The sequence below is a fragment of the Coleofasciculus sp. genome, assembly GCF_046539235.1.
Lineage (GTDB): Bacteria > Cyanobacteriota > Cyanobacteriia > Cyanobacteriales > Coleofasciculaceae > Coleofasciculus.
In genome coordinates this window covers 1-25,980 of sequence record NZ_JBKHHI010000006.1, presented here as the reverse complement: position 1 = coordinate 25,980, position 25,980 = coordinate 1, and the positions used below count along the sequence as shown (strand labels likewise).

Below are 25,980 nucleotides of genomic sequence, written 5' to 3'. Positions count from 1 at the left end.
TCAATAGTATCAAGGCTAATAATCACATATAATCTACATCAGTCCCGTTTGGCAGACCCTAATTTCAATCCTAGGACTTGAGTATACGCTCCTCTCGCTTGGGTAACACCAATGGTGCGCTCGGCAGATTCAATCATAGGTCGGCGCAAACTAACAACGATAAATTGGGCAAGTTTAGCCTGTTGTTTGATCATTCTAGCTAATCGCTCGACATTTGCCCCATCGAGAAACATGTCAACTTCGTCAAAGGCATAGAATGGTGACGGTCGATACCGTTGGAGGGCGAAAATAAAACCCAGGGCGGTGAGAGATTTTTCGCCGCCGGACATCGACGCCAATCGTTGCACCGGCTTGCCTTTGGGGTGAGCCACCAAGTTAAGTCCGCCGTTAAAGGGATCGTCGGCGTCATCCAGTTGCAGATGCCCGTCGCCCTCGGAGAGTTCGGCAAAAATGGTTTGGAAGTTTTGATTAATCGCGTCAAAGGATTCTTTGAAGGCTCTCAATCGTAGGGTGGTAAAGTTTTCAATTCGCAGCAATAGCTCAGTCCGCTCCGCTTCTAGGGTTGCCAGTTTTTCCGACAGTTCCTGGAGACGGGCTTGGGTGCGATCGTATTCCTCCAAGGCTAGCATATTCACGGGTTCCATTGCCTCTAGTCGTTTTTGACCGTTACGGATATCCCGTTGCAGCTGCTCAAGTTGAACGGTGATTTGGGAAATTGTATAGGGGCTCTTTTCACTATTATCGTTGTCTTGGCTCCCAAATGGTACTAAACCCGCCCCATCTGTAGAGACGTTGCATGCAACGTCTCTACATTCCTCTACCATTAAGGGAACTTCTGGCAAAGGGTTGGGTAATTCAGCCTGTTGAATTTCAAGTTGAGTTTGCAGGGTAGCTAGTTTTTCCTGCCTTGTCACCTGGGTTTCCTGGAGTTTTTGCCGTTGCCAAGATAGCTTTTGCTGGTTGAGGTGCTGGTTTCTGAGGATAGCCTCTGTGCGATCGCGTTCTTGTTTGGCTTCCCCTAACCGTTGTTCTAGCTGGGTTAATCGGGCTTGGGTTTGTCCAATTTGCACGTCAATTGCCTGAAGCTGACGATTAATCTCGGTTTGCTGTTCTTGGATTGATTGTTGTTGGGTTTGATATTCGGCAATCCGTTGATAACTTGTCGCCAGCTTCTCGTTCGTGCGCTGCTGCTGATTTTCTAAGGCTTGCAGTTGTCTTTCCGCCTCCCGCAATGCCTGTTCGCGATCGCCTAATACGGCTTCCTGGGTTTTAATTTGACTCTGAATCTGTTGCCATTCCTGGGGAGTTTGCTCGGCTTCCAGTTGCGCCAGTTGTTCGCGTAAGGCTTGCAGTTGGTATTCTTGGGCGGGAAGTTCCTGATTTAACTGCTGCAACCGTTCTGCCGCCGTCTCGACTTCCTGGGTATTGTTGGCAAGGAGCGATCGCACTTGGGTTTGTTGTTCTGTTAGCGCCTGGATGTCTTTGCGGGATTGTTCTAGGCGTAATTGTGTCTGGGAGCGGGTTTCCCTGGCATCTGTTAGGGTTTGCGTCAATTGTTTAGCCGTTGCTGATTCCCGTTCCAGCCATTCGTCACAGCGCTTTAACATGGCTTCAATATCCTGGAGACGATCCCTCAACGCCATCATCTCTGCTGAGTCACTGGTATCACTGATACCAAAATGTAACCCAGAACGATAACTACTACTTCCTCCCGTCATCGCCCCACTACTTTCTAAAAGTTCTCCGTCCAATGTGACAATTCGGCATTGACCCAAATAGGGACGCGCCGTACTCAGGGTTTCAAACACCACCGTTGAGCCAAACACATAAGCAAAAATGGTTTGGTATCGAGGTTCACAATCGATTAAATGCACCGCGTAGTCAATAAACCCTTGACCATGGCGCAGTGCCACAATCGGTGAAAATCGGGGCGGTTTAATTTTATTTAAGGGTAAAAATGTCGCTCTCCCCGCACGTTTTTGTTTGAGCAGTTCGATCCCCACCGCCGCCACTGCATCATCTTCGACAACGACCTGACCCAAACGCCCACCTGCTGCGGTTTCCAAGGCAAGTTGGTAGTGGGGTTCGACGCGACCAAGTTGGGCGACTAAGCCATGAACGCCGGGGATATCCGCCTGAAGCACAATTTTAGTGGCATAAGTGCCTTGGGCTTCTTGCTGTGCCTGTGCTTGGGCTTCTAACTTATCCAGTTGACGCTGTTTATCCCGTTGTTCGGACAGGAGGCGGGTTTGGGTTTGCCGTTGGGTTTGTAACTCTTGTTCCGTAGCGGCTAAGGTTTGGGCAAGGGTTTGAATCTGTTGCGAGACGGCGTTTAATTGCCCCTCTAATTCTGCCGCTTGTGTCTGTTGGCTGGCAAGTTCGGGGGCGATGCGTTCTAATAGCTGGGTTTGTTCGTCAATTTGGCGGCTAAGTTGGTTATGACGTTCTTGGAGTTGGGCTTGTTCAGTGCGCTGGGGATTTAGGGTTTGCAGTCGGGTTTCAATTTGGCGGGTGAGGGTGTTTTGTTGCTGTACCCAGGTTTCTGAAGCTGACGCGATCGCATCTGCTTGTTCTCGGCTGGCGTTCAGGGCGGTTTGAGCCACCTCCCGTTCTTGGCGGCGCGAGGCGATAATTTGGGTGTCGAGATGGTGACGTTCAGCCTGAAGCTGTTGCAGGCGTTGTTCCTGGTGCTGAATCTCGTTTTGGGTGTTTTGTTGATGCGCCTCGGTATCCGCCAGGTTTTGAATAAGTTCTTGTTGGCGGCGTTGTAACTGGCGGCGTTCGGCGTCTTGGCTTGCTAGGGTTGCGGCTACGGCGACTTGTTCCTCTTCACCCAAGGCTTTGACACGGGCGTTGAGGGTTTCGAGTTGTTCAGTTCCTTGACTAATATCTGATTCTATGGTATGCAATTGCTGGATTAACTGGCGTTCATCCTGTTTTCCTTTCTCCATCAGAGAGGTAAGATGAGCCACCTGTTGTTGAAGCGATCGCCATTTGAGGACGAGTTCCCACTGTTGTTTTTCCTGAAGTTGGGCTCGCAGTTGTTTGTATTTCTCCGCCTTAATCCGATCCGCCGCCAAGCGATCGCGTTGAGTGATTAGCTCCCCTTCAATAATCCGACAGCGATCTTCCCGTTCTTTAACTTCATTCAGGGTATCTTTGGTCTGGGTAATTTTGCGGTCAAAGGCGGCGACTCCGGCTAATTCATCAATAATTTCCCGCCGTTCTCGCGAGTTCATGGAGATGATGCTGGTAACATCCCCTTGTAACACCACATTATAGCCTTCGGGATAGACTCGCAGGCGGTTGAGCTGTTCATGCAGTTGAGTCAGCGTGCAGGATTCACCGTTAATATAGTAGGTCGAGGTGTAGGTGTTTTGCTTAGTCACCCGCAGCCGCCTTGTCACACTCCATTCGGTTGATTGGGGAGTTGAGGGTTGGAAGTTGGGATTGTCTTCCTCTGATTCCTCTGATTCCTCTGATTCCTCTGATTCCTCTGATTCCTCTTCCTCGTCTGCATCTGATTCGGAGTTTTCCGGTATCTCTTCTACCCCTAGAATATCGGGTGCGTCAGATAGGTCAAATGTCACCGTCACCCTGGCTTCAACCGTACTCCGTCGCTCTTTATCATGATTAACCAGATCAGGTAGACGTTCAGCCCGCATTCCCTTAGAACTGGATAGCCCTAGACAAAAGAGGAGAGCATCGAGGATATTGGATTTTCCTGACCCATTAGGTCCCGAAACCACAGTAAATCCGGGCAGCATCGGAATTTGAGTCGTGCCGCCAAAGGATTTAAAATTAGTGAGTTCCAGGCGCTTAACATGCACCATAGGCGTGGGTCAGTTCAGGTTCGCTGTGTGGTACGAGTGTATCAAAATAATAATGTTGATCAGATTAACAGATATTCTCGTGTTCCAGAGAGCGCGATAGGATAAAACAAGCTCAACCCTAGGATGGTGGAATGAACAGGGTGATTGTGTCTACAGGGCTTGAAAGCTGTTGCTTTTCGGCTAATTGTGGTAAGGGTTGTGCCATCTGCTGCTTCCTTCGGTTTGATTGAGTGGTGCGTGAGACTCACTGAGCGATAAATGCTAGCCTGATCTGGAGAGTTTTAACCTATATAGCACTACGCACACACGTTAGGACAAAAGAAGAAAAATTTAAATCGCTCAATCCCTTGTAAGGTAAGTGTTTTTCTTCAAAGAAAGCCCATTGCCTATTGCAAGAAAGCCTAGCGCGTAGCGCTATACCTGATCAATACCAACGGTTATCCCGGATTGAGTTCACACAATGTAATCGTTAAGCCGGGAGAACACATTTTTAGGGGCTTGTGATCCAAAACACGTTCAAGGTAGATCCGAGTCTCATCGAGGGCGTACTCTGGGTCAAAATACTGATGTGACTGTCTTGTAAGCAACACAGGAGGGCGATCACTTCTATTTCCAGATAGAAATGATGAAATTAGAACAGCAGAGTCTATCAAAACAGTCAGTGCAATGAAAAGGGGAGTTGTTATGCAAACATTAAAACAGGGGTTAGAGGAGTGCCATCTGATGGAAAGGTGGGCAGATCAACTCGAACAAGAGTGGCAACAGCGTTTAGCCAATGACTATCCAGGCTATTGCCCAGCGATCAGAACCAGCATTGTCCACTGGTTACTGGGAGAAAACAGGGAACGGTTAAACCACCTACTCCCCGACAAACTCAAGATTGTCTGCCCAGCGATGGACTATCGCTATCGGATTTTACGTCAGCGCTATTTGGGGGTCACTCCAGAGCAAGCCTATCGCAATTTGACCAGTCGGTTAGCGAGTTTAATGACATTACGGAATAAAATCCGGACGTGGGTGTCTCTGAGTCGCGATCGCCAACGCGCTGTGGTGGATGTCTTACAAGAAGTGATTCAGGAATTATTAAACAGCGATCGCTATATCCAAGGGCAGATTGGTTGGATTGCCAAATGTAGTGAAGATATTCATTTACGCGACGCCCTGTTACTCACAACCCTTGAAGAATATTGTATGCGTCCGATCCGCAATCAGCCCCTGGTTGTCTATCGATTTGTCAACTTTCTCAAGCGATCGGGACGCGGTGGAATGACGCATCTACCTGGCGGGGAAAATGTGCGATTTGTCTCAGAGTCGATTACCTCCGATGATACCGATGCTCCGGTGAGTTTATTAGATAATCAAGCGATCGCGGATTATCAAGAGACTCAAGGCTGGCAAGAGCAACAAGCGCTGCGTCTATCAGTACGCCAAGAATTTGAAACCTACCTCGACCAAAACGTTGGTGCCCAAGCCGCCCAATGGTTGCGGCTGTATCTGCAAGGGAAATCTCAAGAGGAGATCGCTAAGACGTTAGACTTACCTATCCAAAAGGTTTATCGCTTGCGAGAAAAAATCAGTTACCATGCCATTCGCGTCTTTTCCCTTAAAGTTAAGCCGGAATTAGTCGCCAGTTGGTTAGAGGTATCCTTACAAGAGCATAACTTAGGGTTAACCCCCGTACAGTGGCAAGACTATTGGCAAAGTCTCACCGACCAACAGCGCCAGTTGCTCCAACAATTGAGAACTGGTAAAACGCTAGATCTCATTGCCAAGGATCTAAATTGGAAGTATAACCAGGCACTGGGCGAATGGAGTAAGCTCTACTTAGCGGCTCAAGACATCCGTAGCTCTTCCTAGAACGTTGATCCTTTGCCAATTCCGTGTCTTCCCTAACCAAAGTTGTTAAAAATTGAAGTAGGGTTAACAGCTAACCTTTTTGCCAATCCCAAACCGGAAAGTCTATATCTTACTTATGACTCCTGGGGCATCTGAACCGATTGATACTCAGGCTGGAGAAATTAATTATTATGTTACCCTCACCACAGGACCCAGAACAAGCGGACAATCCTGTTCAGTCACCATCATCCTCTCAAGCGTCAAAACTCTCTGGCGTGGATACTGAGCAAATGTTTCGGCTGATTGATAGTATTCTGCCTTTTGAAGCCTGTCTATTTCATCAATTCTTGCCCCTGTCTCTCGAAGGCAAATACCTTAAGCTGGGTATAGTCGATCCCCACGACTCCACGGCTCTTGATTATGTCCGTCGCATTCTGGCGTTTATGAACTGTTCCCTCAAAATCGAACAGATTAGCGCCAGCACTCATACAGCAATGTTGTCTGCCTATTTAAATCAAGGTCATCGCGACACAGCATCGAAAAGGCAACGCTCTGAGCGCCAACAGTCCATTCCTCGGTCGGAACAAGCAACGCTAATTATTGATGATGCCAGTTTAGCTGAAGATGAGGCGAATCAGCCTGAGCCGTCAACTCCTTCTCCTCAAGCGGCGGCACAGAAACACAACTCTACCCCCGTAGCGTCTCAACCGCAACCGAGTGATGCTGCCCATTTAACCGAGGATGAGACAACTGAACCCCAGCCATCAATCTCCTCCGCTAACGCAGCGACAACCGATAATCCGCCGCCGACAGCCTCTCAACCTCCAACCAGCCATGAGGTGAGCCAAACTGAAAATGAGGCGGTGCAGCCTGAGGAATCAAAAGCGGCGGCGAAAACCAATAGTAATTTTTCTGCTCGCGAATCTCAACCGACACTGATTATCGATGATATCCGTCAACTCCAGGAAGAATTAAACCAATCCTCTGATGTACCTAACCAAGAGGATAGCCAGCCATCGGCAGCAACGCCCCAACCGACGTCACCATCGTCTAATCACTCCCCAGCCCAACCACCCCATCCTTCTGGCAAGACGGTATCGGCTCAGACGGCGCTGACGCCAGTTTTCCAAAGGTCACTCCCGACTAAGGCTCTTCTACCCTTGGATGTAAACCCTCTCTATTTATCTCGTCCGATCGCGTTTTTGGCAACCTTAGCCCCCCATCAAATTGTGGAAGAGTTGTTAGGGCGCCTGTTGCAGGGGGGAATTGGTCGGCTGTATTTTCAGCGACAATCTCAGCGGGGTCGGGTTGTTTTGCGCCAGGATAGCTCTTCCCAGTCTGTCTTGGATAAATTAAGCATATCCGTTTTTGAAGATATCATTATTGAACTGAAGCGCTTAGTTAACCTGCCGTTGCAGCCCATTACCCAGCCCAAACAGATCGAAAGTGAGCGACTTTATCAGCAAGAATCCCTGCTATTGTGTTTGCGGCTAGTACCCGGTACTCATGGGGAAGAGGCAACGTTACAACTCTTGCGAGGAGCGCCTTTAAACTTCTATCAACAACAAAAGGTGGAACGATTGGGTCAGGAGGCGATTAAACTCGCCGGACAACTTCAGCAGAAGCTAAATGAAATCCGCGATCGCTCTTATCGCTATTCCATTCCTCCGGTGGAAACCCTACCAACCCTGAACCAACTCTTACACCATCTCGACACACAACTTGAAACCCTGATCCACAATCCCATGGATCAGCAGGACAATTGAAATCCACCCCCATCTCCCCCTGCTCCCAGACGCGCCATGGCACGTCTCTACATGGCTCCCTCTCATTTGTAACGACTTATGAAGAACTCTTACGAAAAATAGATGACATGTTTTATCAATTAGCGCTACGGTTAGGGGGAGACATTGGAGTACTTTCATGGGTAAATCATATAAAAAGAAACAAGTCAGTCCCTTCAAGCTAGAGGGAGAGTTTGTCAAATTTCTGGGTAAAGCTGGCAAAAAACCCAAGTTGCTGTGGATCAATACAGAAACAGGTGAACGATATATCAAGCTGGCTAAACCCTTACGGGAATCTCTACCGGAAATCCTCAAACCCGGAGATCCGATAGAAGTCTGTGGCAAACAGAAGTACAAACCCAAACGTGGGGAATTGAAACTCAAAGCCGAGCGGGTGACATTGAAAACCCCGTCAGCATCCCAGCAATATGAGAAACTTTTGCAACCGTCTCCCCAGAAAACCAAAGCCAGCGTCATGGTGTGTAAAAAGTCCTCCTGTCGCAAGCGCGGTGCAGCAAAAGTCCATCAAGTAATGAATGACACCTTGCGCGATCGCAACCTTGATCAGCAAGTAGCGATTAAAGACACAGGCTGTATGAAGCAGTGTAAAAAAGGTCCCTGTATGGTAGTGATGCCAGACAAAGCCCGGTACAATAAGGTGGAGCCCGAAGACGTAGCGACGCTGGTGGATAAGCACTTTGGCAGTAAACTAAAGCCAGAGGCAAATGTATGCCAACGCTCTACCGTCAGATGTGGAGGCTAATACTGGGGGATTGGGGGGTCAAGAATTCAGACAACCGAAAAAATTCTCTGATTCCCCTTGCTTTCTTAGTGTTGTTGCGAATAAGCCAGGTGCATAATGAGAAATCTACCGCCACCCGATTCGGACTCCTCTCCACTAGGTTTGGAGGAATGGATTGGTATAATTATCGCCATTACCACTATCGGTGGGATTTTAATTGGAGTATTGGGTCAACGGCAAAAGGGATTGAACCTACAGCAGTGGATTGGCTCACTCACCTCTGAACCAACAACGGAAGCACCAGAAGAGCCAAAAGTGACTTCTCCGATAGCTGAGGAGATTCCCACACGCCAAACCGTCAGCAGCGCTCCTTTGGCAACGGATTCCCCTTCACCCTCTCCAGCCGTAGCTGCTGCACCCGAATCCCCAGAGGAAGGCGAGGCGTTTCCGGAAATAGCTAGAGCAGTTCCTCTTGCTCCTATTGTCTCAGCTCCCAGGACAGAAACACCCACAGAAACAACGACAGAAACAGCAGAAATACCCAGGGAAACTCCGGAAGCAACACCGACACCAACCCCAACGGAAACGCCTGATGCAGCCGTGAACTTTACCGATATTCCTGATAACTATTGGGCAAGTCCTTATATTACTGCTCTGGTGCAGCGGGAGATTATGAGCGGTTTTCCAGAAGACAACACCTTTAAACCGAATAATTCGATCAATCGGGCAGAATTTGCGGCGTTGTTAAGAAGCGCTTTTGATCAACAAGCAACATTAGAGACACCCAAATTTCAGGACGTATCCTCAGACTTTTGGGCATGGTCGGCGATTCAGGAAACCAGTAAAACTAATTTTTTGCGTGGCTATCCTAATAATACCTTTCAACCCAAGCAACCGATTTCTAAAGTACAAGTTTTAGTGGCACTAGCGAGTGGATTGGGGTTAGAAGCAACTCAACCTGCTCAGGAGGTGTTACAAACCTATCAGGATTCAGATCAGATTCCGGAGTATGCGCGTGAAAAAGTCAGTGCGGCAACAGAAGCGGGTATTGTGGTGAATTATCCTAATCCTGAGTCTCTCAATCCGACTCAAGATGCAACTCGTGCTGAGGTAGCGGCGATGGTTTATCAGGCTTTAGTCGAAGCGGGAAAAGCAGACACTGTGACGTCTGAGTATGTGGTTAATCCTTGATTGAGGATGTTAGATATGATTAATAAAAAAAGACTGATTTCCTGACACCAAGCTGATTATTTTTCTGGAAAGGCATTTGTGTTAGGATTTTGTTTTGGAAGACTAATATTATACCCTATCAGAGCCTAGATAATACTAATACTCTAGCGCGATCGCACTCTATCTCTACTATGCCCCAATCCGACCATACTCAACCCTTACCTCCCCTTGATCCCACCCTAGACGTTACTCAAAATCACTATTGGACGTATCATAATCTAGAGGCGCTACTCAGTTGCAAGCATCCTCTCACCGCGTCCCAAGACGAAGACTTATTTATTGCCGTCCATCAGATTTGTGAACTCGCGTTCCATCAAATGATTCTGGATATGGAGCGAGTTTTAACTGGATTAGGGCAAGCCATTACTGATAATACTACTGATCCGATTATCGGGGATACTAGCGAAGCCTGTTACTTTTTCCCCCGGATTCTGCGCCTTTATGAAGTCGTATTGACAACCATGCCCATTCTCAAGACAATGCGGGCATTTGCCGAGTTTCGCACAACTATTGGTCCAACCAGTGGTTTTCAGTCATTCCAGTTTCGCCATTTAGAAATTATGAGCGGAGTGCGAAACTATTGGCAAGGAGGAACTAAAGACACCCAGGGCAATCCTCACATTGCTGAAACTGAATTTGACCGTCGCTATGGTAATGATATTGCCCAATGGTTTGAGCGCTATCATAATCATAATCTCGCCTATTATTACGACACCCTACTGCAACGAAGTCCTGGAAACACGACAGCGGAACAAATTTCCTCTCTCTTCAACCACCCTCATGCCAGTCCAGTTTTAGAGAATATGCGGACTTACGATCATTTACAAATCCGCTTTCATCAATTCCATTTGGCACTGGCGGTACAACAACTTAAACTCGTGGGTGTAGAGGTAGGAACTGGGGGAACCTCATTCCGGGATTATCTGGCAAAATACCATAAACAGCAAGCGCCACTATTTCCCGGATTAACTCAATATGAACGTGATGGATTCAGTTAGGTTGGTCACGCCATTAATGCAGTAAGCCCTAGTTAGTCCTGAAGAAGCCACTCCCGTTAAGTTGGAAACGAGGTAAAATTAAATTAAGCCTTTCAACCCGTTTTAACGGGTTTTAGTTCTTAGCCCGAATTTTAATTCAGGGCTTAAAAGAAAATAGATGTGAGAGAACAGGAAACAAACCATTGCACGAACTGGGAATCACTCAAAATATCGTTGATATCGTTGCCGAACAGGCTAAAGGGGCTAAAGTGCGACGAGTCTGCCTGGAAATTGGTCAGTTAGCGGCGATAATGCCCGATGCGGTGCTATTTTGTTTTGATGTTTGCAGCAAAGATACTCCCTTAGAAGGGGCAACTCTGGATATTATTGAAATTCCGGGTATTGGTCGCTGTCGTCACTGTAATGCTCAAATTCCCCTTGATCAACCTTTTGGTCTCTGTGAATGCGGTAGTGTAGAACTGGATATAATATCGGGTCAAGAACTGAAAATTAAGGAAATGGAGGTTGAACCATGTGTGTAACCTGCGGCTGTTCTGATGGCGCTGACACCACGCTTACCAATCCGGAAACGGGGGAGGTTGTTGCCATGGCTAACTCCAATCATGACCAGAGTCATAGCCATACTCTACCTGATGGGACTGCGATCGCGCACTCTTCCTCATCTAGCCACTCCCATACTCACACCTTACCCGATGGTCAAGTCATCACCCACACTCACACTCACGACTCGTCGGGGAATCACCACAATGAAACCTCTCAAGTTCACGCCCAGGTTCACGGTACAAAAATCTCTCTGGAAGCGGATATCCTGGCAAAAAATAATTTAATGGCTGCCCAAAATCGGGGATGGTTTAGAGGGCGTAATATTTTGGCGCTAAATCTAGTTAGTTCTCCGGGGGCGGGTAAAACGACGTTATTGACGCGCACGATTCAGGATTTACAGGCACAATTACCGATTAATGTGATTGAAGGGGATCAAGCGACTGCGAATGACGCCCAGAAAATTCAAGCAACTGGGTGTAAGGTTGTCCAAATTAATACCGGAACCGGGTGTCATTTGGAAGCAGCGATGGTGGAACGGGGTTGCACTCAACTGAATCCTCCCCTCAATTCTGTAGTCATGATTGAGAATGTGGGTAATCTGGTTTGTCCCGCCTTATTTGATTTGGGTGAACAGGCGAAGGTGGCGATTTTATCGGTAACTGAGGGCGATGATAAGCCGATTAAATATCCTCATATCTTCCGGGCTAGCCAAGTGATGATTCTGACGAAAATTGACCTGTTGCCTTATGTAGACTTTGATGTGGAACGCTGCATTGAGTATGCGCGAACGGTTAACCCTCAGATGCAGGTATTTCAGGTTTCGGCAAAAACAGGTGTTGGGCTAGAGGGTTGGTATGAATGGTTAACCTCGCAGTTTCAACCTGTGCAACCTATGGAGTCAATGTAATTGAACGAGGAGGATGGTGGGCAATGCCAACCCTACGGTATATTAGCGGTTTTGGTGATCCCAAAATGCTGACTGGAGTGTGCCATTCGACTTAAGCTGTCACGCCTTTAAATTGGGTATTAGTAGCGAGCAAGATGCAAAGCCTGCGGCATGGCTTCCCTAAACGCCCTACAAGAATTTCACCATTATTGACATTAAGGTTTAAATGGCGAACAGCTTATTCTTTATCTTATGAAATTTATCGGAATTGACCTCGGTTGGACGTCAGGCGCGAGTGGTTTATGTTGCCTAAATTGGTCAGATGGACAGCTTCAGCTATTAGAATTAAACCGCAAACAAGACACAGTTGATATTCTGAATTGGATTAATGATTGGACAGCCGCCACTGAACCCGCTCTCATCGCCGTAGACGCTCCCACACTGATTCCCAACGCCACCGGAATGCGCCTCCCGGATAAACTTAGTCATCGGTATTTTCATCGCTACCACGCGGGGTGTTATCCGGCAAATCGCCAACGCCCTTTTGCCCAACGCACGATAGAGTTTGGTTTGAGTTTGGAAGCACGAGGGTTTATTCACGCCCCCCAGATAACGCCAAAAACAATAGGCAAGGGATGGGAGGGAATGGGGGAATTGTATTATTTTAACGGATTAGATTTGGCTTGTAGTAAGGGCTTTAGCCCTAGATCCTGTTGGGTAACATGGGCCAACCCAATCAACCTATTCCACAATTTTAGGTGTGCCACGCCAGTAGGTTTTGAACAAATAGTAGCATCAATGGTTAGGGTCGAGGCGAGTTTAGTCACATCCAGGTCAAAAAGAAACGATAATAGTAAAACCCGCCCCTACAAACCTGGTTTCCTCCCGGTTCCCTCCCCTTGATAAGGGGCGGGTTTAGTCGCATCCAGGTCAAAAAGAAATGATAATGGTGAAACCCGCCCCTACACAATTTCCAAATGACCAATGACCAATGACCAATGACCAATCAATTCCTGATTTATCGCATCCACCAACTGATTCTTCTGGGGTCATAGATACCGATTTAGTCGTTCTCGCAGTTTCGCATCACTTTTGGTGCGGGTGGTAATTTCGCCAATGCCAAAATAGAGGGAAAACTTATCGGCGTCTGACGCCATCCCCACATCCCCCAGAGAATCCCCCAGTAGCTTCAGTCCCGGAATCTTCAACTTTATCCCTGTCACCTCGGAGTTTAACACCTCCAATGCCTCAGCCAAAAACTCTTTCAGCCTCCTGGGTTCAACTAGGGCAATATCGGTTAAACTTTGACTAACCTGACGTGCGATCGCCAGTAGCACTTCGCCAATATCAACATCCGCCATTTCCAAGTCTTGCGAGAACTCAAAATACACCACATGAAACCCCTCTTGTTCCATGCCTTTGAATATAAAGCCGTAACAGTAGTGATAAATTTTCGTTTTTGTTACAATTCTTTACTTAATAACTCAGGGTTTATCGCCCATTTTTACAGACAAAATCTAAGATTTTGATTAAAATCTTGGTGTGGCTTAAGAATATTTTTAGAATTTGGTAAATTTATGATACTTACAGAAAAAATACAACGACGGGACGTTAACCCCAGCTCATCTCATTTAGCCCTACTGTTTGCCCAAACCATGCAAACTGGACAAATTACCTTCTCGCAGTGGTATGAGTTAATGACAGCACCGTTAGACGATGCCTTAAGTCCTGAGGCTGAAGATGCGATTACCCGTTTAATTTATGGAGTACGTCACGGCTTGATTAAAGTGATTTAGGGGTTGCTGAATAAGTGTTGTGGTGAGGGCAGGCAACACCTCGGCTTCGCTCGGTGTCTTAGGGCTAATTATGCTTACCGCATCCTGGCAAAATTCCAGGATTTCGATGATAACGATACAAAGGACATGATATACCTGTAGAGATGTGCCATAGCTTGTCTGTCAAAACGGCAAGTCTTCTTCCTCTGGCTCAGTAATCGAGAGTCGCCAAGTCGTTTTATTCTCTTCTTCTACGGGCAATTCTCCCATTACCTCCCCTAACTTTTGTTGTAGGGATTTCGTCAATTGTACTGATATATCTAACTCAATCCCTAGTTTTTTTGTCACTTCTGCTAATTGATGAAAAGCAACTTTTTTACTGGTGCGATTTTGACTGGATAAGCGAAATCCATTGACTTTTTTAACATTTTGTGCTTGCATAGCCGCTTTCAGCCGTTCCTTAATTTGCTGAATTTCCGTATCCAGTTGCTTCCAGCGATGCTCGATTTGTCGATAGCGTAAGATTAGGGCTTCAATATCCTCTGTGGCGGGGTCAGGTTGAGCTAAGTCCAATAAATGACGGTGAACGTGAGCCACATAGACGACATCCTTAGCCGCGTAATCCAGTTGGCGGGGTGAGAGGGGACGTTTCCGCCAGTCGCCCGTTTGTTCGGTTTTATCAACCTGGGGACATATCCCAAAATATTCAGTTAAAGTTTTAAGTTGATAATTGGGGATAGGGAGGCGATAGTAGGGAATCGTTTTCGCCAGTTCTAGGGTACAGGTAACATTTTTTGCCTTACGTTTGCCCAAAAATTTCCGGTCATAGCTGGCGTTGTGAAAGACTTTCTCAATCGCCGGATTGTACATAATTTTAGCAATAAACTCATCGGCGAGTTCTGGCTGGTATAGCACATCAAGAATCGAGACAGACTCAGCCGTGAGGTCATTCCCATCCGCCAAGACTTGAATTAACGACAATTGCGGCGTATCGGTTTTATAGTCAGCGACTTCCGTATCTAACCATAGGATAGAGGCTTGAGTGCAGCTTGCGATCGCGCGTTCAATATCTTGGGCTTGCGTGAGGTATGGCATTAGTCAATTGAGCAGGTAAAGCATTTTCAGACTTGATGTAATATAGCCAAACAAGAGTAAAATTGGTTGATCTGATGTCTCGTTATTACACCGTTTGAGAACCTGCTGTGTTTTATCCTACACCCTAATTTTCTGGGCGCACGTCTGTGCGCCCCTACTTCAATTCTCTAATCCCCAATCGCCAACTTTTCCCCGCGAATGGAATAATCCAACAACTCCATCGGATGCATCAATGGTATTTCCTTCTCCTGCAAGTTCAAATGCTTCTTAATTTGCAGCGAACATCCCGGATTCGATGACGCAATTAACTCCGCCCCCGTATTCAACAAATTCTCAACCTTTTGCTGTCCCAACTCATCAGCCACTTCCGGTTGCAGCATATTATAAACCCCCGCACTACCACAACATAGCGCCGCATCGATGGGTTCGCGTAATGTTACCCCCGGAATTTTCCGCAATAATTGACGCGGTTGTACGGAAATCTTTTGCCCATGTAACAAATGACATGCATCTTGATACACCATTGTCAAGGGTTTATCGGTCAGAGGTGACAACTTAGCCGTCAATCCTACCTCAGCCAAAAATTGCTGTACGTCTCTCACTTTCGCCGCAAAGTCTTGCGCCTTCTGGCGATACGCCGGATCATCGTCTAAAATATGCCCATATTCCTTCAACGTATGACCACAGCCTGCGGCATTTATAATCACATAATCAACATCCGTCCCCTCAAAACTATCAATCATCTGTCGCGCTAAGGCTTGGGCTTGTTCTGTTTGTCCCTGATGTTCGGGTAATGCAGCACAACAGCCTTGACTTTTGGGAATCACCACTTCACAGCCATTCGCTGTTAATACCCGCACCGTTGCTTGATTAACAGGGGAGAAAAATAGCCGCTGTACACAACCCAAAATCACACCCACTCGATACCGCTTTTCCCCTTGCGCCGGAATTACATCCGGGAAGTTATTTTGAAAGGACTGTAAGGTAATTTGCGGTAAAATTGAATCCATTGCTGCTAAACGGGGGACTATTTGCTTTAATAATCCTGTAGACCGAACTAGCTTTTGTAATCCTAATTTCTGATAGATATAAAGTGGCGCAAGAAAGGGGCGCAGGCGTCCCGGATAAGGAAACAGATTAAAGATTAACGCCCTAACGATGCGATCCGGTAAACTCCGAGGCTGATTTCGTTCAACCTGATGACGTGTGGCTGAAATTAACTTATCATACTGGACTCCAGAAGGACAGGTGGTTACACAAGCCAAACAGCCTAAGCAGGAATCAAAATGTTGTGTTGTCGCCTCAGCTAATGGGGCTTCACCTTTGTTAATCGCATCCATTAAATAAATCCGTCCCCTCGGTGAATCCATTTCCTTGCCAATCACTCGGTAACTGGGACAGGTGGCGAGGCAAAATCCGCAGTGAACACAAGTATCGATTAAGTCTTGTTTGGGCGGATTTTTAGGGTCAAAACCAGGAACTTGAGACTCCTCTGGTTCCGTTTCTAAGGGGGCTGTTGCTGCGCTTTCTTTAACAGAATCGGGTGTGGGAAATTTAAAATCAGTTTGCATATCGTTTTATTTGAGGTAGATGTGCAGAAATAAATAAATTGGGGAACTGTAGGGGATTGGTCGGGGCGGGTTTAGTCACATCCGGGAGCAAAAGAAAAGATAATAGTGAAACCCGCCCCTACATGGGGATAAACCAGGTTTCCTATAAGGTTGTGAAGGTCAGATCTGCTCCTGTGCCTTTTGGATTCAAATATCCCCCACAAATCGATTAGGACTTAAAAGGCTTTTCGGATCAAACTTATGTTTAATTTGACGCATAATATCTAAAGCGTTACCGCTGTATCCCCAAACATCAAGCTGCTGTTTCACACTAATTGGAGCCTCTAGTACCGTCAAAAAGCCGCTGTGGGATTGGCAATGCTCTCGCATCTTTAAAATTGCCTCAGGTTTCACTGTTTCGGGTTCAAACCGCACTTTTCCTAAGCCAATTCCTGCATGAATTAACCCTAATCCCGTTCCAAAGGTGAGCGTATCAAGTACAGTTAACGTCATAACTGCCGCCGTTGGTACTATCCCTATTTTGCAAGTAATTGAGGTGGATTGGGGCATTCCCCAGATTTGTTCTGGTAATGATTGCCATAGACTCGCTGCATCGTTATCCTGATAAAGTGTGCCTTGTAGTCCCAACTGTTGCCCCACCTCTAGCAACCGGGACGACTGCTCCTGTACACTGTCAGTAACGCTTTGGAAGCGTACCATTAAGCCCATACCCTGACCAATATCTAATTGCTTGACTAATCCAGAGGAGAGTAAATCGGCGGCTGTAGGCGTTAGGGCGGACGCGAGTAGGGTTTTGGTTGTTGATGCAAGAGCGTCAGCGTCTCCGGTGAGTACCACTGTCCCCGATGCTTCCTGTACCGGATACAAGCGAAACGTCACCTCGGTTAAAATTCCCAGGGTGCCATACGCCCCCGTCAACAGTTTCATCAAGTCATAACCTGCCACATTTTTCACCACTCGTCCCCCAGCTTTGGCAAGTTGTCCATCACTGCGGACAAAGGAAACCCCCAATAGCATATCCCTAACCCCACCATAGCGTTGTCGCCATGAGCCACTATCCGCTGTTGAAATAATTCCACCCAAGGTGGCGGCTTCCGGGTAGGCGGGTTCTAGAGGCAAAAATTGATTCGTTTTCAGCAGTATTGGCTGTAAATCTGCCAATTTTACACCCGCTTGCCCCGTTACTGTCAAGTCACCCACAGCATGATCAATCACCTGATTCAGGTTTTGGGTACTAATCACCACGTCAACTGGTTTACCGACACCCGCCCAGGCTAATTTACTCCCATTCCCGCTGGGGAGAACTTGCCAGTTATGGGTATTGGCAGACTCCATTACTTGACAAAGCTGTTGAACTGTAGTAGGACAAACGAGAGTGCTGGTAATCGTGTCTACGCCATAGGCTCTCTTAAGTTGCTCTTGCCATAGCGGAGGTAAATTATCCCCCTGGTAGAGGTTAGAGTCACCCACAATCGGTGTTAGAGTTTGTGCGATCGCATTCATGGGATCGTCATTGGTCATTGGTCATTCGTCCTTCGTCCTTCGTCCTTGGTTATTTGCTTCCCCATCTTCCCCATCTCCTCAATAACGAGGACGCACCCCATAATGGCGGTAATATCGGTAATCCCGCAAAATCTGGTCATGATCGAAACATAGATTCGTGGGAATCTCCCACAGATTAAAAATCTGCAAATTTTTGGCATCATCAGCGGCTTGGGGTTCGCCTGTCGCGGTGGCTAGAAACACAATACTCAGGGTATGCTTACGGGGATCGCGGTCAGGCGCCGAATAGACGTGAAACTGCTCAATTAACTCCACCTGTAAGCCAATTTCTTCTTTGGCTTCGCGAACCGCTGCTGTTTCCACCGATTCCCCGTAATCGACAAAGCCGCCAGGAATTGCCCAGCCTAGGGGGGGATTTTTGCGCTCGATTAGAATAATCGGTCGCGAGGGTCTATCCATGAGTTCGACAATAATATCGACGGTGGGAACTGGATTTCGGTAAGTCACAAGCTAAGTTCAGGTAACGGGTAGCGATCGCAGTATGTTCGTTGTTTTCAGAATACCTCTATTGGCAGAGTGAAATCTACCACGATGGCTCTTTTTTAAGGTCTCCCTAGCGTGCTAATGTCGATAGGACTTGCTTTGCTGTACTATGGTCTATCCTCTATGCAGATTCCTAGATCGAGTGGTGTTTTGCTGCATCCCACTTGCTTTCCCAGTCCTTATGGAATTGGTGACTTAGGGTCACCGGCTTATCAATTTATTGATTTTTTGGCGGCTAGTGATCAGCGATTTTGGCAGATCTTGCCCGTCGGACCAACCGGGTTCGGTAACTCGCCCTATATGTCTTACTCCGCCATGGCGGGAAACCCGATGTTGATTAGCCCAGAACAACTGAAAATGAAGGGGCTACTCAAGGATGAAGATCTCGCCCATCTAGCGGAGTTTCCCCCTGATACTATCGATTTTGAGCGAACCTTTCCCCTGAAAAAATCGCTACTGCTCAAAGCCTGCGATCGCTTTAAACGGGAAGCCTCCCCAGAACAACACGAGGAATTCGAGCAATTTTGTCAGCGTCACGCCTACTGGCTGGATGATTATGCCTTATTTATGGCACTCCACAACACCTTTGAGGATGCCAGTTGGCATTTATGGGAGCCAGACATTGCTAAAGCCGAACCGCAAGCGGTGAAGGAGTGGCGAGAACGGTTACGCGATCGCATTTATTACCAAAAGTACCTCCAGTTTGAGTTTTTCCGCCAGTGGTCATGGTTGAAGCAATATGCTAATGACCGGAATATCCAGATAGTTGGGGATATCCCGATTTATGTTGCCCATAATAGCGCTGATGTCTGGTCAAACCGCGAACTGTTTGCCATTGATGAGGAAACAGGCGAAGCCTCTCTAATGGCAGGTGTTCCCCCCGACTATTTCAGTGAAACCGGTCAATTGTGGGGAAACCCCATTTACGACTGGGAACGCATGGAAAAGAATAACTATCACTGGTGGATCATGCGCCTGAAGATGATGTTTGAGTACGTCGATGTACTGCGAATTGATCATTTTCGCGGATTTGAGGCGTATTGGGAAGTTGACCAAGGTGAAGACACTGCCATGAATGGGCGCTGGGTCAAAGGACCTGGAGCCAAATTTTTCAAAGTCCTCAAGCGGGAATTAGAAGGATTGCCGATTATTGCTGAAGATTTAGGGGTGATTACGCCTGAAGTTGAGGCATTGCGGGATCAATTTGGGTTTCCGGGGATGAAGATTTTGCATTTTGCCTTTGGTGGAGGTCCAGATAATCCTTACTTACCTTTTAACCTGGAACGTAACTGTCTGATTTATACCGGAACTCACGATAATAACACGACAATCGGCTGGTTTAACCAGATTCCCGACTATGAACGAGAAAATGCGATTCGTTACTTAGGAGGGTTAAGTGATCAAGGCATCAATTGGGATTTAATCCGGTTAGCCTACAGCAGTGTCGCCAATCTTGCCATGATTCCCTTGCAAGATTTCTTGGATTTGGGTGCAGACGCCCAAATGAACCGTCCCAGTACATCTGAGGGAAACTGGAAATGGCGTTATCGAGCAGAGATGTTGAATGACCAACTGCGCGATCGGATCAAAACCCTAGCCTATACCTATGGTCGGACACCTAATGGTTCTTAGGATTGAACCCTGTTTCGCTAAAGGTTGGGGAGAGGCGATAAGTCTGGCGCTGTAATCTTTGATTGAGCTGCGGTATACATAAAGCGAGCAGAATGTCAAGAACGAGGATTAGCCGCAAAGGTCATTTCCTCAACCGCACCGGGGGCGCCCATTTGTTTAGCACTTTGGTCATTAAACTCGACCAGGACGCCTCCGGCATTACCCGCCCGGACAATCAGTTGTTGATCCGCCACCCAAGTCCGCTGGGTGCCTTCGGGCAAGACGCCTTCAAATTCGGTTTTACCATCCACAACGACTCGAATCCAAGACTGAGCCTTCAGGGTAACACCCACCTGCACCGGTTTACCATCTTGGCTGGCATGACTGACTTCCGCCGGTTGGTTGATATCAAGGGATTGTTTCGGTGGTATGGGTTGTATCTGTTTCGGTGTCGGAAACTGCTGGGCAGAGGGGGTATTGTCAACTTCAATCACTTGCACTGCCGAGCGACTCAGAATGTGAGATAAACCAGTGACCGAACCAATCACCAACAGAATATAGAGCAGGTAGAGATGAAGCGGTCGCAATTGAGCAGCGGGTAAATGCCGCCAACGAGGTCTGATCAACTGCATACTCGCTCCCACGGGAAAAGAATCGGCAAGTTCTGCACCGTTGAGTCCTAGCGCTTCGGCAAATCGCCGGATAAAGCCCCGAATGTATACAGGCTCTGGCAACTGGTCGATCTTTCCGTCTTCAATCGCCTGTAAAAGCCGTGCCTGAATTCGGGTTTGAGCCGCAACTTCCTCTAAGGTAATCGACTGTTCGAGGCGAAACTGACGTAGGCGAGCGCCTATGACTTCGAGCTTTTCAACTTGTTCCTGCTGCAAATGACTCGTATTCTCCTTCATACACGGTACTCCTTGATATCTGCTGGCACGTTTTAGTATTAGTAAGGCTTAGTGAACTCGGTTGTGGAGGAAGCGGATTTCAAATTCTTCAAGATAACGGTAGTGACCACTGAGCAGTATTGGTTCACCTGGTCGTTGTAATTGAATCGGACCAATTGCCGTGCGGTGCAGATGGATTACTGGATAGCCTAGCAGGTCAGCAACTCGACGAATTTGACGGTTTCTCCCTTCTGTCAAGACAATTTCTAAAAGTGTTTTATCGGGTTGCTGCTTGAGTACTCGAACTTGAGCCGGTAAAGTGGTTCTACCCGACAAGTCCACACCCTGACGCCAAGCCGAGAGAATTGATTCAGAAGGATGACCCTTGACCCAAACCCGATACGTCTTGGCAACGTGATGGCGAGGATGGGTAAGTTTATAGGTCAGTGTTCCGTCATTTGTCAGAATTAACGCTCCTGTAGATTCCATGTCCAACCGTCCCACCGGATGGATACCCTGACCTTTTCTAATCGTGCTTGGCAGTAAATCAAGAACTGTACGACGCTCCTCAAGAATGGTATTACACAGCCGATAATTCCCACAAGTAGAGACTACACCCACGGGTTTATTGAGCAACAGATAAATTGCCTGAGGACGATTACTGGGTTTGAGCCGTTGACCATTAACTTCAATCAAATCCGTTTCCGGATTCGCTTTTTGCCCTAGCTGCACCACAGTGCCATTTAGCCGAACTTGTCCGGCTACGATCATTTTCTCAGCTTGACGCCGTGAGGCGATACCCCACTGTGAAATAATTTTTTGTACTCTTTCCTCCATGGCTTGACTACCTGTGTAAGCTAGTTCGTCTCGACCCAGATCGTGCTGGTTCCAAGTTGATCTCCATCCTTATAGTATCCAGCAGGAGTTTGGTTAAACCTCTCCGGCTTTTTAAGGTAGCTGGAGAGAATCAGTCCACTTCTAGCCCTGACCAGAATAGACCATGTACAAATATTACAAGAATGCGGAGAATTGCAAGCGTTTGGTTTTTTGACCTGCTCATTGCCTTGCTCGGAGACTATCCCCGTTGTGTCAGAATACAGGATTGACCCGAAATTGTGGCAATGGGCGTTAATAAATCAAAAGCTGGGACAGACAAAGGCAGCCGGATGATTAGCACAGTGGTATCCCCCGCCGTGCAATTCTGGCTGCGCTCACAAGTGGATGCCGTGGAAACTCTACAGTTTAAGCTGATGGGTCGCGATCGGCAAATTCTGCGAGGACACATTCCTACTGTGTCTATTGCGGCTCGTCGTGCTATCTATCAAGGACTACACTTGTCGCAAATCCAGCTAGATGGTACAAATATTCGCTTCAATCTCACTCAGGTGTTTAAAGGCAAACCCTTACAACTCCTAGAACCTGTCCCAGTTACGGGTCAACTCATACTGCGAGAGAGCGACCTGCAAGCCTCTCTGGGTGCTCCTTTATTATCAAATGCTTTAACGGATTTACTGAATACATTTATTAAATCTTATAATCGACCGGATCAGTATCCACCCCTAGGTGAGTCTAAAATAAACTGGCAGCAGATTACTATTGATGGGGAGCGACTAACTCTCAAAGGAACACTGATCCACCATCCGACGAGAGAAACCTCCATTGTGGTTGATGCGGGCATTCAACTGGCAACACCTCAACAACTGCAACTCCACCCCCTCCAGATTCACATTAACGCTCAACAGCCCCCGATCACGTTAGAACATTTCACGATTGATTTAGGATCAGAGGTTGATCTAAAAGAACTGACTCTAACTCCAGGACAATTAATTTGTCGCGGCTGTATTAGAGTTATACCCTGATGGGTGTTGGGGAAGATGGGGAAGCTGGGGGAGATGGGGGAGATGGGGGAGATGGGGAGCAAATGACGAATGACAAATGACAAATGACAAATGACAAATGACTCTCTCCGCCGTTAACTTTAATTTTCCCACCTAATTGGATTTCATCCTTCAGAGTGTTGGGAGCAACTAGAAACGTGTTTTACTCTCAGAGAAGCTGTAGGACTGTTAAACTTGACGGGAATTGCCGTACAGGTAAACCGATCCCAAATGTCAGGATTTAGTCACCCGTACAGCAGTTGGGTAATGGTTGGGAGATTAAGTTACTGTGAAAGTTGATACTAAACCGTCCATTCAATTGGTGGAAGATGCCACCCAAGAACTAGTAGATTGGGCAGCTACCATTGAGCATTCAGACGCCACCTATTTTGAAAAATCTCAAGCCATCGCTAAACGATTGGGGGCGCATTACCGTCCCGATGGGTTAACCGAAATTGGCTTCTGGACACCCCGGTTATTGGCGCAGGTGATGCGGAAGATGGAAATCTATCTGGAAGTCTTAACCCCCCTTGCTCCGATCGATTGTCGGGCGGTTGAGCAAACCGTCACCTTTCGCCGCGATCGCCTATTCTTACAACAAGAAGGCGAATACCATTGGGGTGTAATCGCCGGGATGCGTCCAGGGAACCGTGAGCAGATGGGATCATTCTACTGGCTGCGCTTTGTTGATCAACAAGGGAACCTACAAGCGATTCGGGATACAATTCCCTATTCCATGCCGTATGGGGTGTTTGGACCGGCTGAACTGTATGATATGGCAAGCTTGCAGAAACAACGAGCTGATCTGGATTACTTCAAAGCCACCAGCGTCCCCTCTGATCCCCTAACGCTTCCACGTGTGCCAGCCCCCCGGAACATTTTACAGCTTCATATTGGCACCGCCTCTAAAGAGGGAACGGTTGAGGGATTAACCCGTGTTTATCGCCAAATTGCCAGTAAATTAGCCGGCAATCTTCCCTTAACCCCAGCCGAAGAAAACTATGTGGGGTACGACTCGGTTCAGCTATTACCCATAGAACCCACGATTGAGTACCGAGACGAATACAGTCCAGAAAGTGAATTTTTTGTCTGTATTGCCGAAGATGGAGATGATCTGCAAATTAAGCTGAGAAAACCCCATACCCAAGATTGGGGCTATGACGTGCCAATCTTGGGATCGAGTGCCACGAATGCAGCGCTTTTGGGTAGCTTGCGTCCCGATGAATTGGTGGACTTTATCACCACCCTGCATAATTTTCCCACGGGTCCGATTCAAATTATCTATGACCTGGTGTATGGTCATGCAGATAACCAATCTGAGTTACTCCTGCATCGCCAGTTTCTCAAAGGACCGAATATGTACGGTCAAGACTTGAACCACCAGTTACCCACAGTACGGGCAATATTTTTGGAAATGCAGCGGCGTAAAATTAATACGGGCGCTGATGGGGTACGTATTGATGGGGGTCAGGATTTCCGCTTCTTTAATCCCCTATCTGGACTGGTGGAATATGATGACGCCTATCTGCTAGCGATGAGTGATGTCGTCCAGGATATTGAGGGGCATCAACGACTATTATTCACCATTTTTGAAGATGGTCGTCCCTGGCCTGCTGAAGGATGGGAAGAAATCTCGACTTACCGTGAATTAATTAATCTGAAACCGGAATCTTTCCAATGGGGACCCCTGATTTTTGCCCATAACACCCCAGCCCTAGAAAAATTTTGGGATCGCAAGTGGCGACGGGTGTGTGAGGTGATCTTTGAAGGGGATCATTGGATCACCGGTTGTGGGAATCATGATACCGTGCGGCGAGGCAATCAAATCCCCCTCAATGCCCAGATTAATTGGAATTTAGGCAGTACGTTGCCAGAGGTGTTAAAAAATGCTTATGATAACCAGGCGGTGACGCTTTGGGTGTATGGGTTCAGCCCGGGGTTACCCATGGACTTTATCAATGCGACAATGCACGCCCCGTGGATGTTCTTCCGCAATACCGATGAACGCTATGGGGTCAAGGTGGTGTCCGAGGAAATTGGGTTCTTGGATTGGCAAGTTACGCCAGAACTCTATGACGCGCCGGAAAGTTTTAGTCGGTTAAAGTCCTTGGGATTTAGTCAGCTAGAGGAATTGCGGGAGTTTGGCAGGGGGCTGCAAGTTGCCATGCTTGAAAAGGACTACAATCTTGCCGAAGTGGTTCAAGCTTGCCAGTTCTGTTTGGGAGACAATACGGATCAGTGTGATATTGAACAGCTGAAAAAGTTGAATAAGCCAGAAATGGTGAATTTCTTGAAAGGGTTGACCCTTGAAAAGCTCAAGTCATTCGCGTTGATGTTCATGGAAGACTGTTATGAGCTGTGTAATGTCTCTCACTATGAGGACAAGCTTGATCCGGTAAGAACTGAGTATAACCTGAGCTTGCGTCGTTTCCGCCATGCTCATCCCTGGTTAGGTCACAATTTAGCTGGAATTGATCGATTCAATAAAATCAGTGATGAGGAACGGACGGTATATTACGGGGTTCGCAGTAATCCTGATGATCATGATCAACAAATCGCCATGGTAGCGCACATGGGGGGAGAACCGATGACGGTTACCGTGGGAGACTGGCTGCAATTGGATATGAGTGAATGGCAAGTCGCGATCGCGTCTCCGGGTTTGGATAGTGATCACTTGGCAGATTTACGCTGCTTTGAGTTAGCCGATTCTCAAGCGGTGCTGTTAAAGCGAGTGGCTAAACCTGAATAGTCTCGGTTTTTGGACATCTCCATCGTAGGGACACCAGATGTCGTGTCCCTACTACGGCGCATTCTGAGAAAAGCTATAAGTTTTATTGAAAATTGTAAAATCACTATGATATACTCTATGCACATCATAAGTTTTATTGTGAACATTCATCAGCAATAAGCTGTCATGCATTTAAATTGGGTATTAGTAGCGAGCAAGATGCAAAGCCTGCGGCATGGCTTCGCTAAACGCACTACAAGAATTTCGCAATTCTTGATATTAAGGTTTAAATGCCGAACAGCTTAGATTAGAAAGCAATAGATTAGAACTTATGCACAAACCCTGCTTAGGATAGGACACGATATATCGTACCCCTACATACGTTGGTTTAACGGTAAAGTTTGATTTATGACTTACTATGTCTTATACCTTTGATTCGTTAATCGAGAAAAAGCTTTTATGCAAATAACCAATCAAATCCACTTTCGTAACCTAAAAGGAGATATTTTTGGCGGGTTGACGGCGGCTGTTGTTGCCT

21 protein-coding genes are annotated in these 25,980 nt (G+C 47.2%); 12 read left to right on the top strand and 9 right to left on the bottom strand.

Features of this window, described 5'->3' with window-relative positions:
• Positions 1–38: 38 nt before the first annotated feature.
• Positions 39–3,833 carry a chromosome segregation protein SMC gene (smc, locus tag ACLFWI_RS01485; protein ID WP_446411424.1) on the bottom strand — a complete coding sequence of 1,265 codons (3,795 nt, stop codon included), beginning with the start codon at positions 3,831–3,833 and terminating at the stop codon, positions 39–41.
• A gap of 684 nt (positions 3,834–4,517) precedes the next feature.
• Between smc and ACLFWI_RS01480 the strand changes: the two genes are divergently transcribed.
• From ACLFWI_RS01480 to ACLFWI_RS01445, 8 genes are all read left to right on the top strand, one after another.
• The gene (locus ACLFWI_RS01480; protein ID WP_446411423.1) at positions 4,518–5,690 is read left to right on the top strand and encodes a HetZ-related protein 2; all 1,173 of its coding nucleotides are present in this window, start codon (positions 4,518–4,520) and stop codon (positions 5,688–5,690) included.
• 170 nt (positions 5,691–5,860) lie between these two features.
• The gene (locus ACLFWI_RS01475) at positions 5,861–7,435 is read left to right on the top strand and encodes a GspE/PulE/PilB domain-containing protein (protein WP_446411422.1); all 1,575 of its coding nucleotides are present in this window, start codon (positions 5,861–5,863) and stop codon (positions 7,433–7,435) included.
• Positions 7,436–7,592: 157 nt separating this feature from the next.
• Positions 7,593–8,216 carry a (2Fe-2S) ferredoxin domain-containing protein gene (locus ACLFWI_RS01470; RefSeq protein ID WP_446411421.1) on the top strand — a complete coding sequence of 208 codons (624 nt, stop codon included), beginning with the start codon at positions 7,593–7,595 and terminating at the stop codon, positions 8,214–8,216.
• A gap of 96 nt (positions 8,217–8,312) precedes the next feature.
• Positions 8,313–9,386 (top strand): S-layer homology domain-containing protein, encoded by a 1,074-nt coding sequence (locus ACLFWI_RS01465; protein WP_446411420.1) that lies wholly within the window; start codon positions 8,313–8,315, stop codon positions 9,384–9,386.
• 170 nt (positions 9,387–9,556) lie between these two features.
• Positions 9,557–10,423 carry a tryptophan 2,3-dioxygenase family protein gene (locus ACLFWI_RS01460; RefSeq protein ID WP_446411419.1) on the top strand — a complete coding sequence of 289 codons (867 nt, stop codon included), beginning with the start codon at positions 9,557–9,559 and terminating at the stop codon, positions 10,421–10,423.
• 182 nt (positions 10,424–10,605) lie between these two features.
• Positions 10,606–10,944: a hydrogenase maturation nickel metallochaperone HypA/HybF gene (locus ACLFWI_RS01455; protein ID WP_446409527.1), complete on the top strand. Its 339-nt coding sequence runs from the start codon at positions 10,606–10,608 to the stop codon at positions 10,942–10,944.
• Positions 10,935–11,873, top strand: a complete 939-nt coding sequence (gene hypB / locus ACLFWI_RS01450) for a hydrogenase nickel incorporation protein HypB (protein WP_446411418.1) — start codon at positions 10,935–10,937, stop codon at positions 11,871–11,873. Before ACLFWI_RS01455 ends, hypB begins: the two co-directional genes overlap by 10 nt.
• A 231-nt stretch (positions 11,874–12,104) precedes the next feature.
• A complete protein-coding gene (locus ACLFWI_RS01445) occupies positions 12,105–12,755 on the top strand; it encodes a DUF429 domain-containing protein (RefSeq protein WP_446411417.1) in 651 nt (216 codons plus the stop codon).
• A 27-nt stretch (positions 12,756–12,782) separates the two neighbouring features.
• Here the strand turns inward: ACLFWI_RS01445 and ACLFWI_RS01440 are convergent, their stop codons facing one another.
• Together ACLFWI_RS01440 and ACLFWI_RS01435 are read right to left on the bottom strand one after the other, a co-directional pair.
• A complete protein-coding gene (locus ACLFWI_RS01440) occupies positions 12,783–12,905 on the bottom strand; it encodes a hypothetical protein (RefSeq protein WP_446411416.1) in 123 nt (40 codons plus the stop codon).
• Positions 12,902–13,267 (bottom strand): hypothetical protein, encoded by a 366-nt coding sequence (locus tag ACLFWI_RS01435; RefSeq protein ID WP_446411415.1) that lies wholly within the window; start codon positions 13,265–13,267, stop codon positions 12,902–12,904. The genes ACLFWI_RS01440 and ACLFWI_RS01435 overlap by 4 nt, the downstream gene beginning before the upstream one ends.
• A gap of 162 nt (positions 13,268–13,429) precedes the next feature.
• Between ACLFWI_RS01435 and ACLFWI_RS01430 the strand changes: the two genes are divergently transcribed.
• Positions 13,430–13,648 carry a hypothetical protein gene (locus ACLFWI_RS01430; protein ID WP_446411414.1) on the top strand — a complete coding sequence of 73 codons (219 nt, stop codon included), beginning with the start codon at positions 13,430–13,432 and terminating at the stop codon, positions 13,646–13,648.
• A 162-nt stretch (positions 13,649–13,810) separates the two neighbouring features.
• On the opposite strand, the gene ACLFWI_RS01425 is transcribed toward ACLFWI_RS01430, so the two are convergent.
• The 4 genes from ACLFWI_RS01425 to ACLFWI_RS01410 form a co-directional block, all read right to left on the bottom strand.
• The gene (locus ACLFWI_RS01425) at positions 13,811–14,722 is read right to left on the bottom strand and encodes a ribonuclease D (RefSeq protein WP_446411413.1); all 912 of its coding nucleotides are present in this window, start codon (positions 14,720–14,722) and stop codon (positions 13,811–13,813) included.
• A gap of 167 nt (positions 14,723–14,889) precedes the next feature.
• Positions 14,890–16,293, bottom strand: coding sequence for a (Fe-S)-binding protein (locus tag ACLFWI_RS01420; RefSeq protein ID WP_446411412.1), 1,404 nt, complete (start codon positions 16,291–16,293; stop codon positions 14,890–14,892).
• Between the two features lie 186 nt (positions 16,294–16,479).
• Positions 16,480–17,796: an FAD-binding oxidoreductase gene (locus ACLFWI_RS01415; RefSeq protein ID WP_446411441.1), complete on the bottom strand. Its 1,317-nt coding sequence runs from the start codon at positions 17,794–17,796 to the stop codon at positions 16,480–16,482.
• A 78-nt stretch (positions 17,797–17,874) separates the two neighbouring features.
• Positions 17,875–18,303, bottom strand: coding sequence for an NUDIX domain-containing protein (locus ACLFWI_RS01410; protein ID WP_446408419.1), 429 nt, complete (start codon positions 18,301–18,303; stop codon positions 17,875–17,877).
• Positions 18,304–18,462: 159 nt separating this feature from the next.
• Between ACLFWI_RS01410 and malQ the strand changes: the two genes are divergently transcribed.
• Positions 18,463–19,971: a 4-alpha-glucanotransferase gene (gene malQ / locus ACLFWI_RS01405; RefSeq protein ID WP_446408418.1), complete on the top strand. Its 1,509-nt coding sequence runs from the start codon at positions 18,463–18,465 to the stop codon at positions 19,969–19,971.
• Positions 19,972–20,066: 95 nt separating this feature from the next.
• Here the strand turns inward: malQ and ACLFWI_RS01400 are convergent, their stop codons facing one another.
• Positions 20,067–20,858, bottom strand: coding sequence for a helix-turn-helix domain-containing protein (locus ACLFWI_RS01400; RefSeq protein WP_446411411.1), 792 nt, complete (start codon positions 20,856–20,858; stop codon positions 20,067–20,069).
• 48 nt (positions 20,859–20,906) lie between these two features.
• Positions 20,907–21,674, bottom strand: coding sequence for a pseudouridine synthase (locus ACLFWI_RS01395; RefSeq protein WP_446408416.1), 768 nt, complete (start codon positions 21,672–21,674; stop codon positions 20,907–20,909).
• Between the two features lie 284 nt (positions 21,675–21,958).
• Between ACLFWI_RS01395 and ACLFWI_RS01390 the strand changes: the two genes are divergently transcribed.
• The gene (locus ACLFWI_RS01390) at positions 21,959–22,696 is read left to right on the top strand and encodes an LmeA family phospholipid-binding protein (RefSeq protein ID WP_446411410.1); all 738 of its coding nucleotides are present in this window, start codon (positions 21,959–21,961) and stop codon (positions 22,694–22,696) included.
• 307 nt (positions 22,697–23,003) lie between these two features.
• A complete protein-coding gene (gene gghA / locus ACLFWI_RS01385; RefSeq protein ID WP_446411409.1) occupies positions 23,004–25,463 on the top strand; it encodes a glucosylglycerol hydrolase in 2,460 nt (819 codons plus the stop codon).
• The last annotated feature ends 517 nt before the right edge of the window (positions 25,464–25,980 follow it).

Coding starts and splice junctions, on each gene's coding strand:
- smc (WP_446411424.1), bottom strand. CDS start 3,833: ATGGTGCATGTTAAGCGCCTGGAACTCACTAATTTTAAATCCTTTGGC.
- ACLFWI_RS01480 (WP_446411423.1), top strand. CDS start 4,518: ATGCAAACATTAAAACAGGGGTTAGAGGAGTGCCATCTGATGGAAAGG.
- ACLFWI_RS01475 (WP_446411422.1), top strand. CDS start 5,861: ATGTTACCCTCACCACAGGACCCAGAACAAGCGGACAATCCTGTTCAG.
- ACLFWI_RS01470 (WP_446411421.1), top strand. CDS start 7,593: ATGGGTAAATCATATAAAAAGAAACAAGTCAGTCCCTTCAAGCTAGAG.
- ACLFWI_RS01465 (WP_446411420.1), top strand. CDS start 8,313: ATGAGAAATCTACCGCCACCCGATTCGGACTCCTCTCCACTAGGTTTG.
- ACLFWI_RS01460 (WP_446411419.1), top strand. CDS start 9,557: ATGCCCCAATCCGACCATACTCAACCCTTACCTCCCCTTGATCCCACC.
- hypB (WP_446411418.1), top strand. CDS start 10,935: ATGTGTGTAACCTGCGGCTGTTCTGATGGCGCTGACACCACGCTTACC.
- ACLFWI_RS01445 (WP_446411417.1), top strand. CDS start 12,105: ATGAAATTTATCGGAATTGACCTCGGTTGGACGTCAGGCGCGAGTGGT.
- ACLFWI_RS01440 (WP_446411416.1), bottom strand. CDS start 12,905: ATGACCCCAGAAGAATCAGTTGGTGGATGCGATAAATCAGGAATTGAT.
- ACLFWI_RS01435 (WP_446411415.1), bottom strand. CDS start 13,267: ATGGAACAAGAGGGGTTTCATGTGGTGTATTTTGAGTTCTCGCAAGAC.
- ACLFWI_RS01430 (WP_446411414.1), top strand. CDS start 13,430: ATGATACTTACAGAAAAAATACAACGACGGGACGTTAACCCCAGCTCA.
- ACLFWI_RS01425 (WP_446411413.1), bottom strand. CDS start 14,722: ATGCCATACCTCACGCAAGCCCAAGATATTGAACGCGCGATCGCAAGC.
- ACLFWI_RS01420 (WP_446411412.1), bottom strand. CDS start 16,293: ATGCAAACTGATTTTAAATTTCCCACACCCGATTCTGTTAAAGAAAGC.
- ACLFWI_RS01415 (WP_446411441.1), bottom strand. CDS start 17,796: ATGAATGCGATCGCACAAACTCTAACACCGATTGTGGGTGACTCTAAC.
- malQ (WP_446408418.1), top strand. CDS start 18,463: ATGCAGATTCCTAGATCGAGTGGTGTTTTGCTGCATCCCACTTGCTTT.
- ACLFWI_RS01400 (WP_446411411.1), bottom strand. CDS start 20,858: ATGAAGGAGAATACGAGTCATTTGCAGCAGGAACAAGTTGAAAAGCTC.
- ACLFWI_RS01395 (WP_446408416.1), bottom strand. CDS start 21,674: ATGGAGGAAAGAGTACAAAAAATTATTTCACAGTGGGGTATCGCCTCA.
- ACLFWI_RS01390 (WP_446411410.1), top strand. CDS start 21,959: ATGGGCGTTAATAAATCAAAAGCTGGGACAGACAAAGGCAGCCGGATG.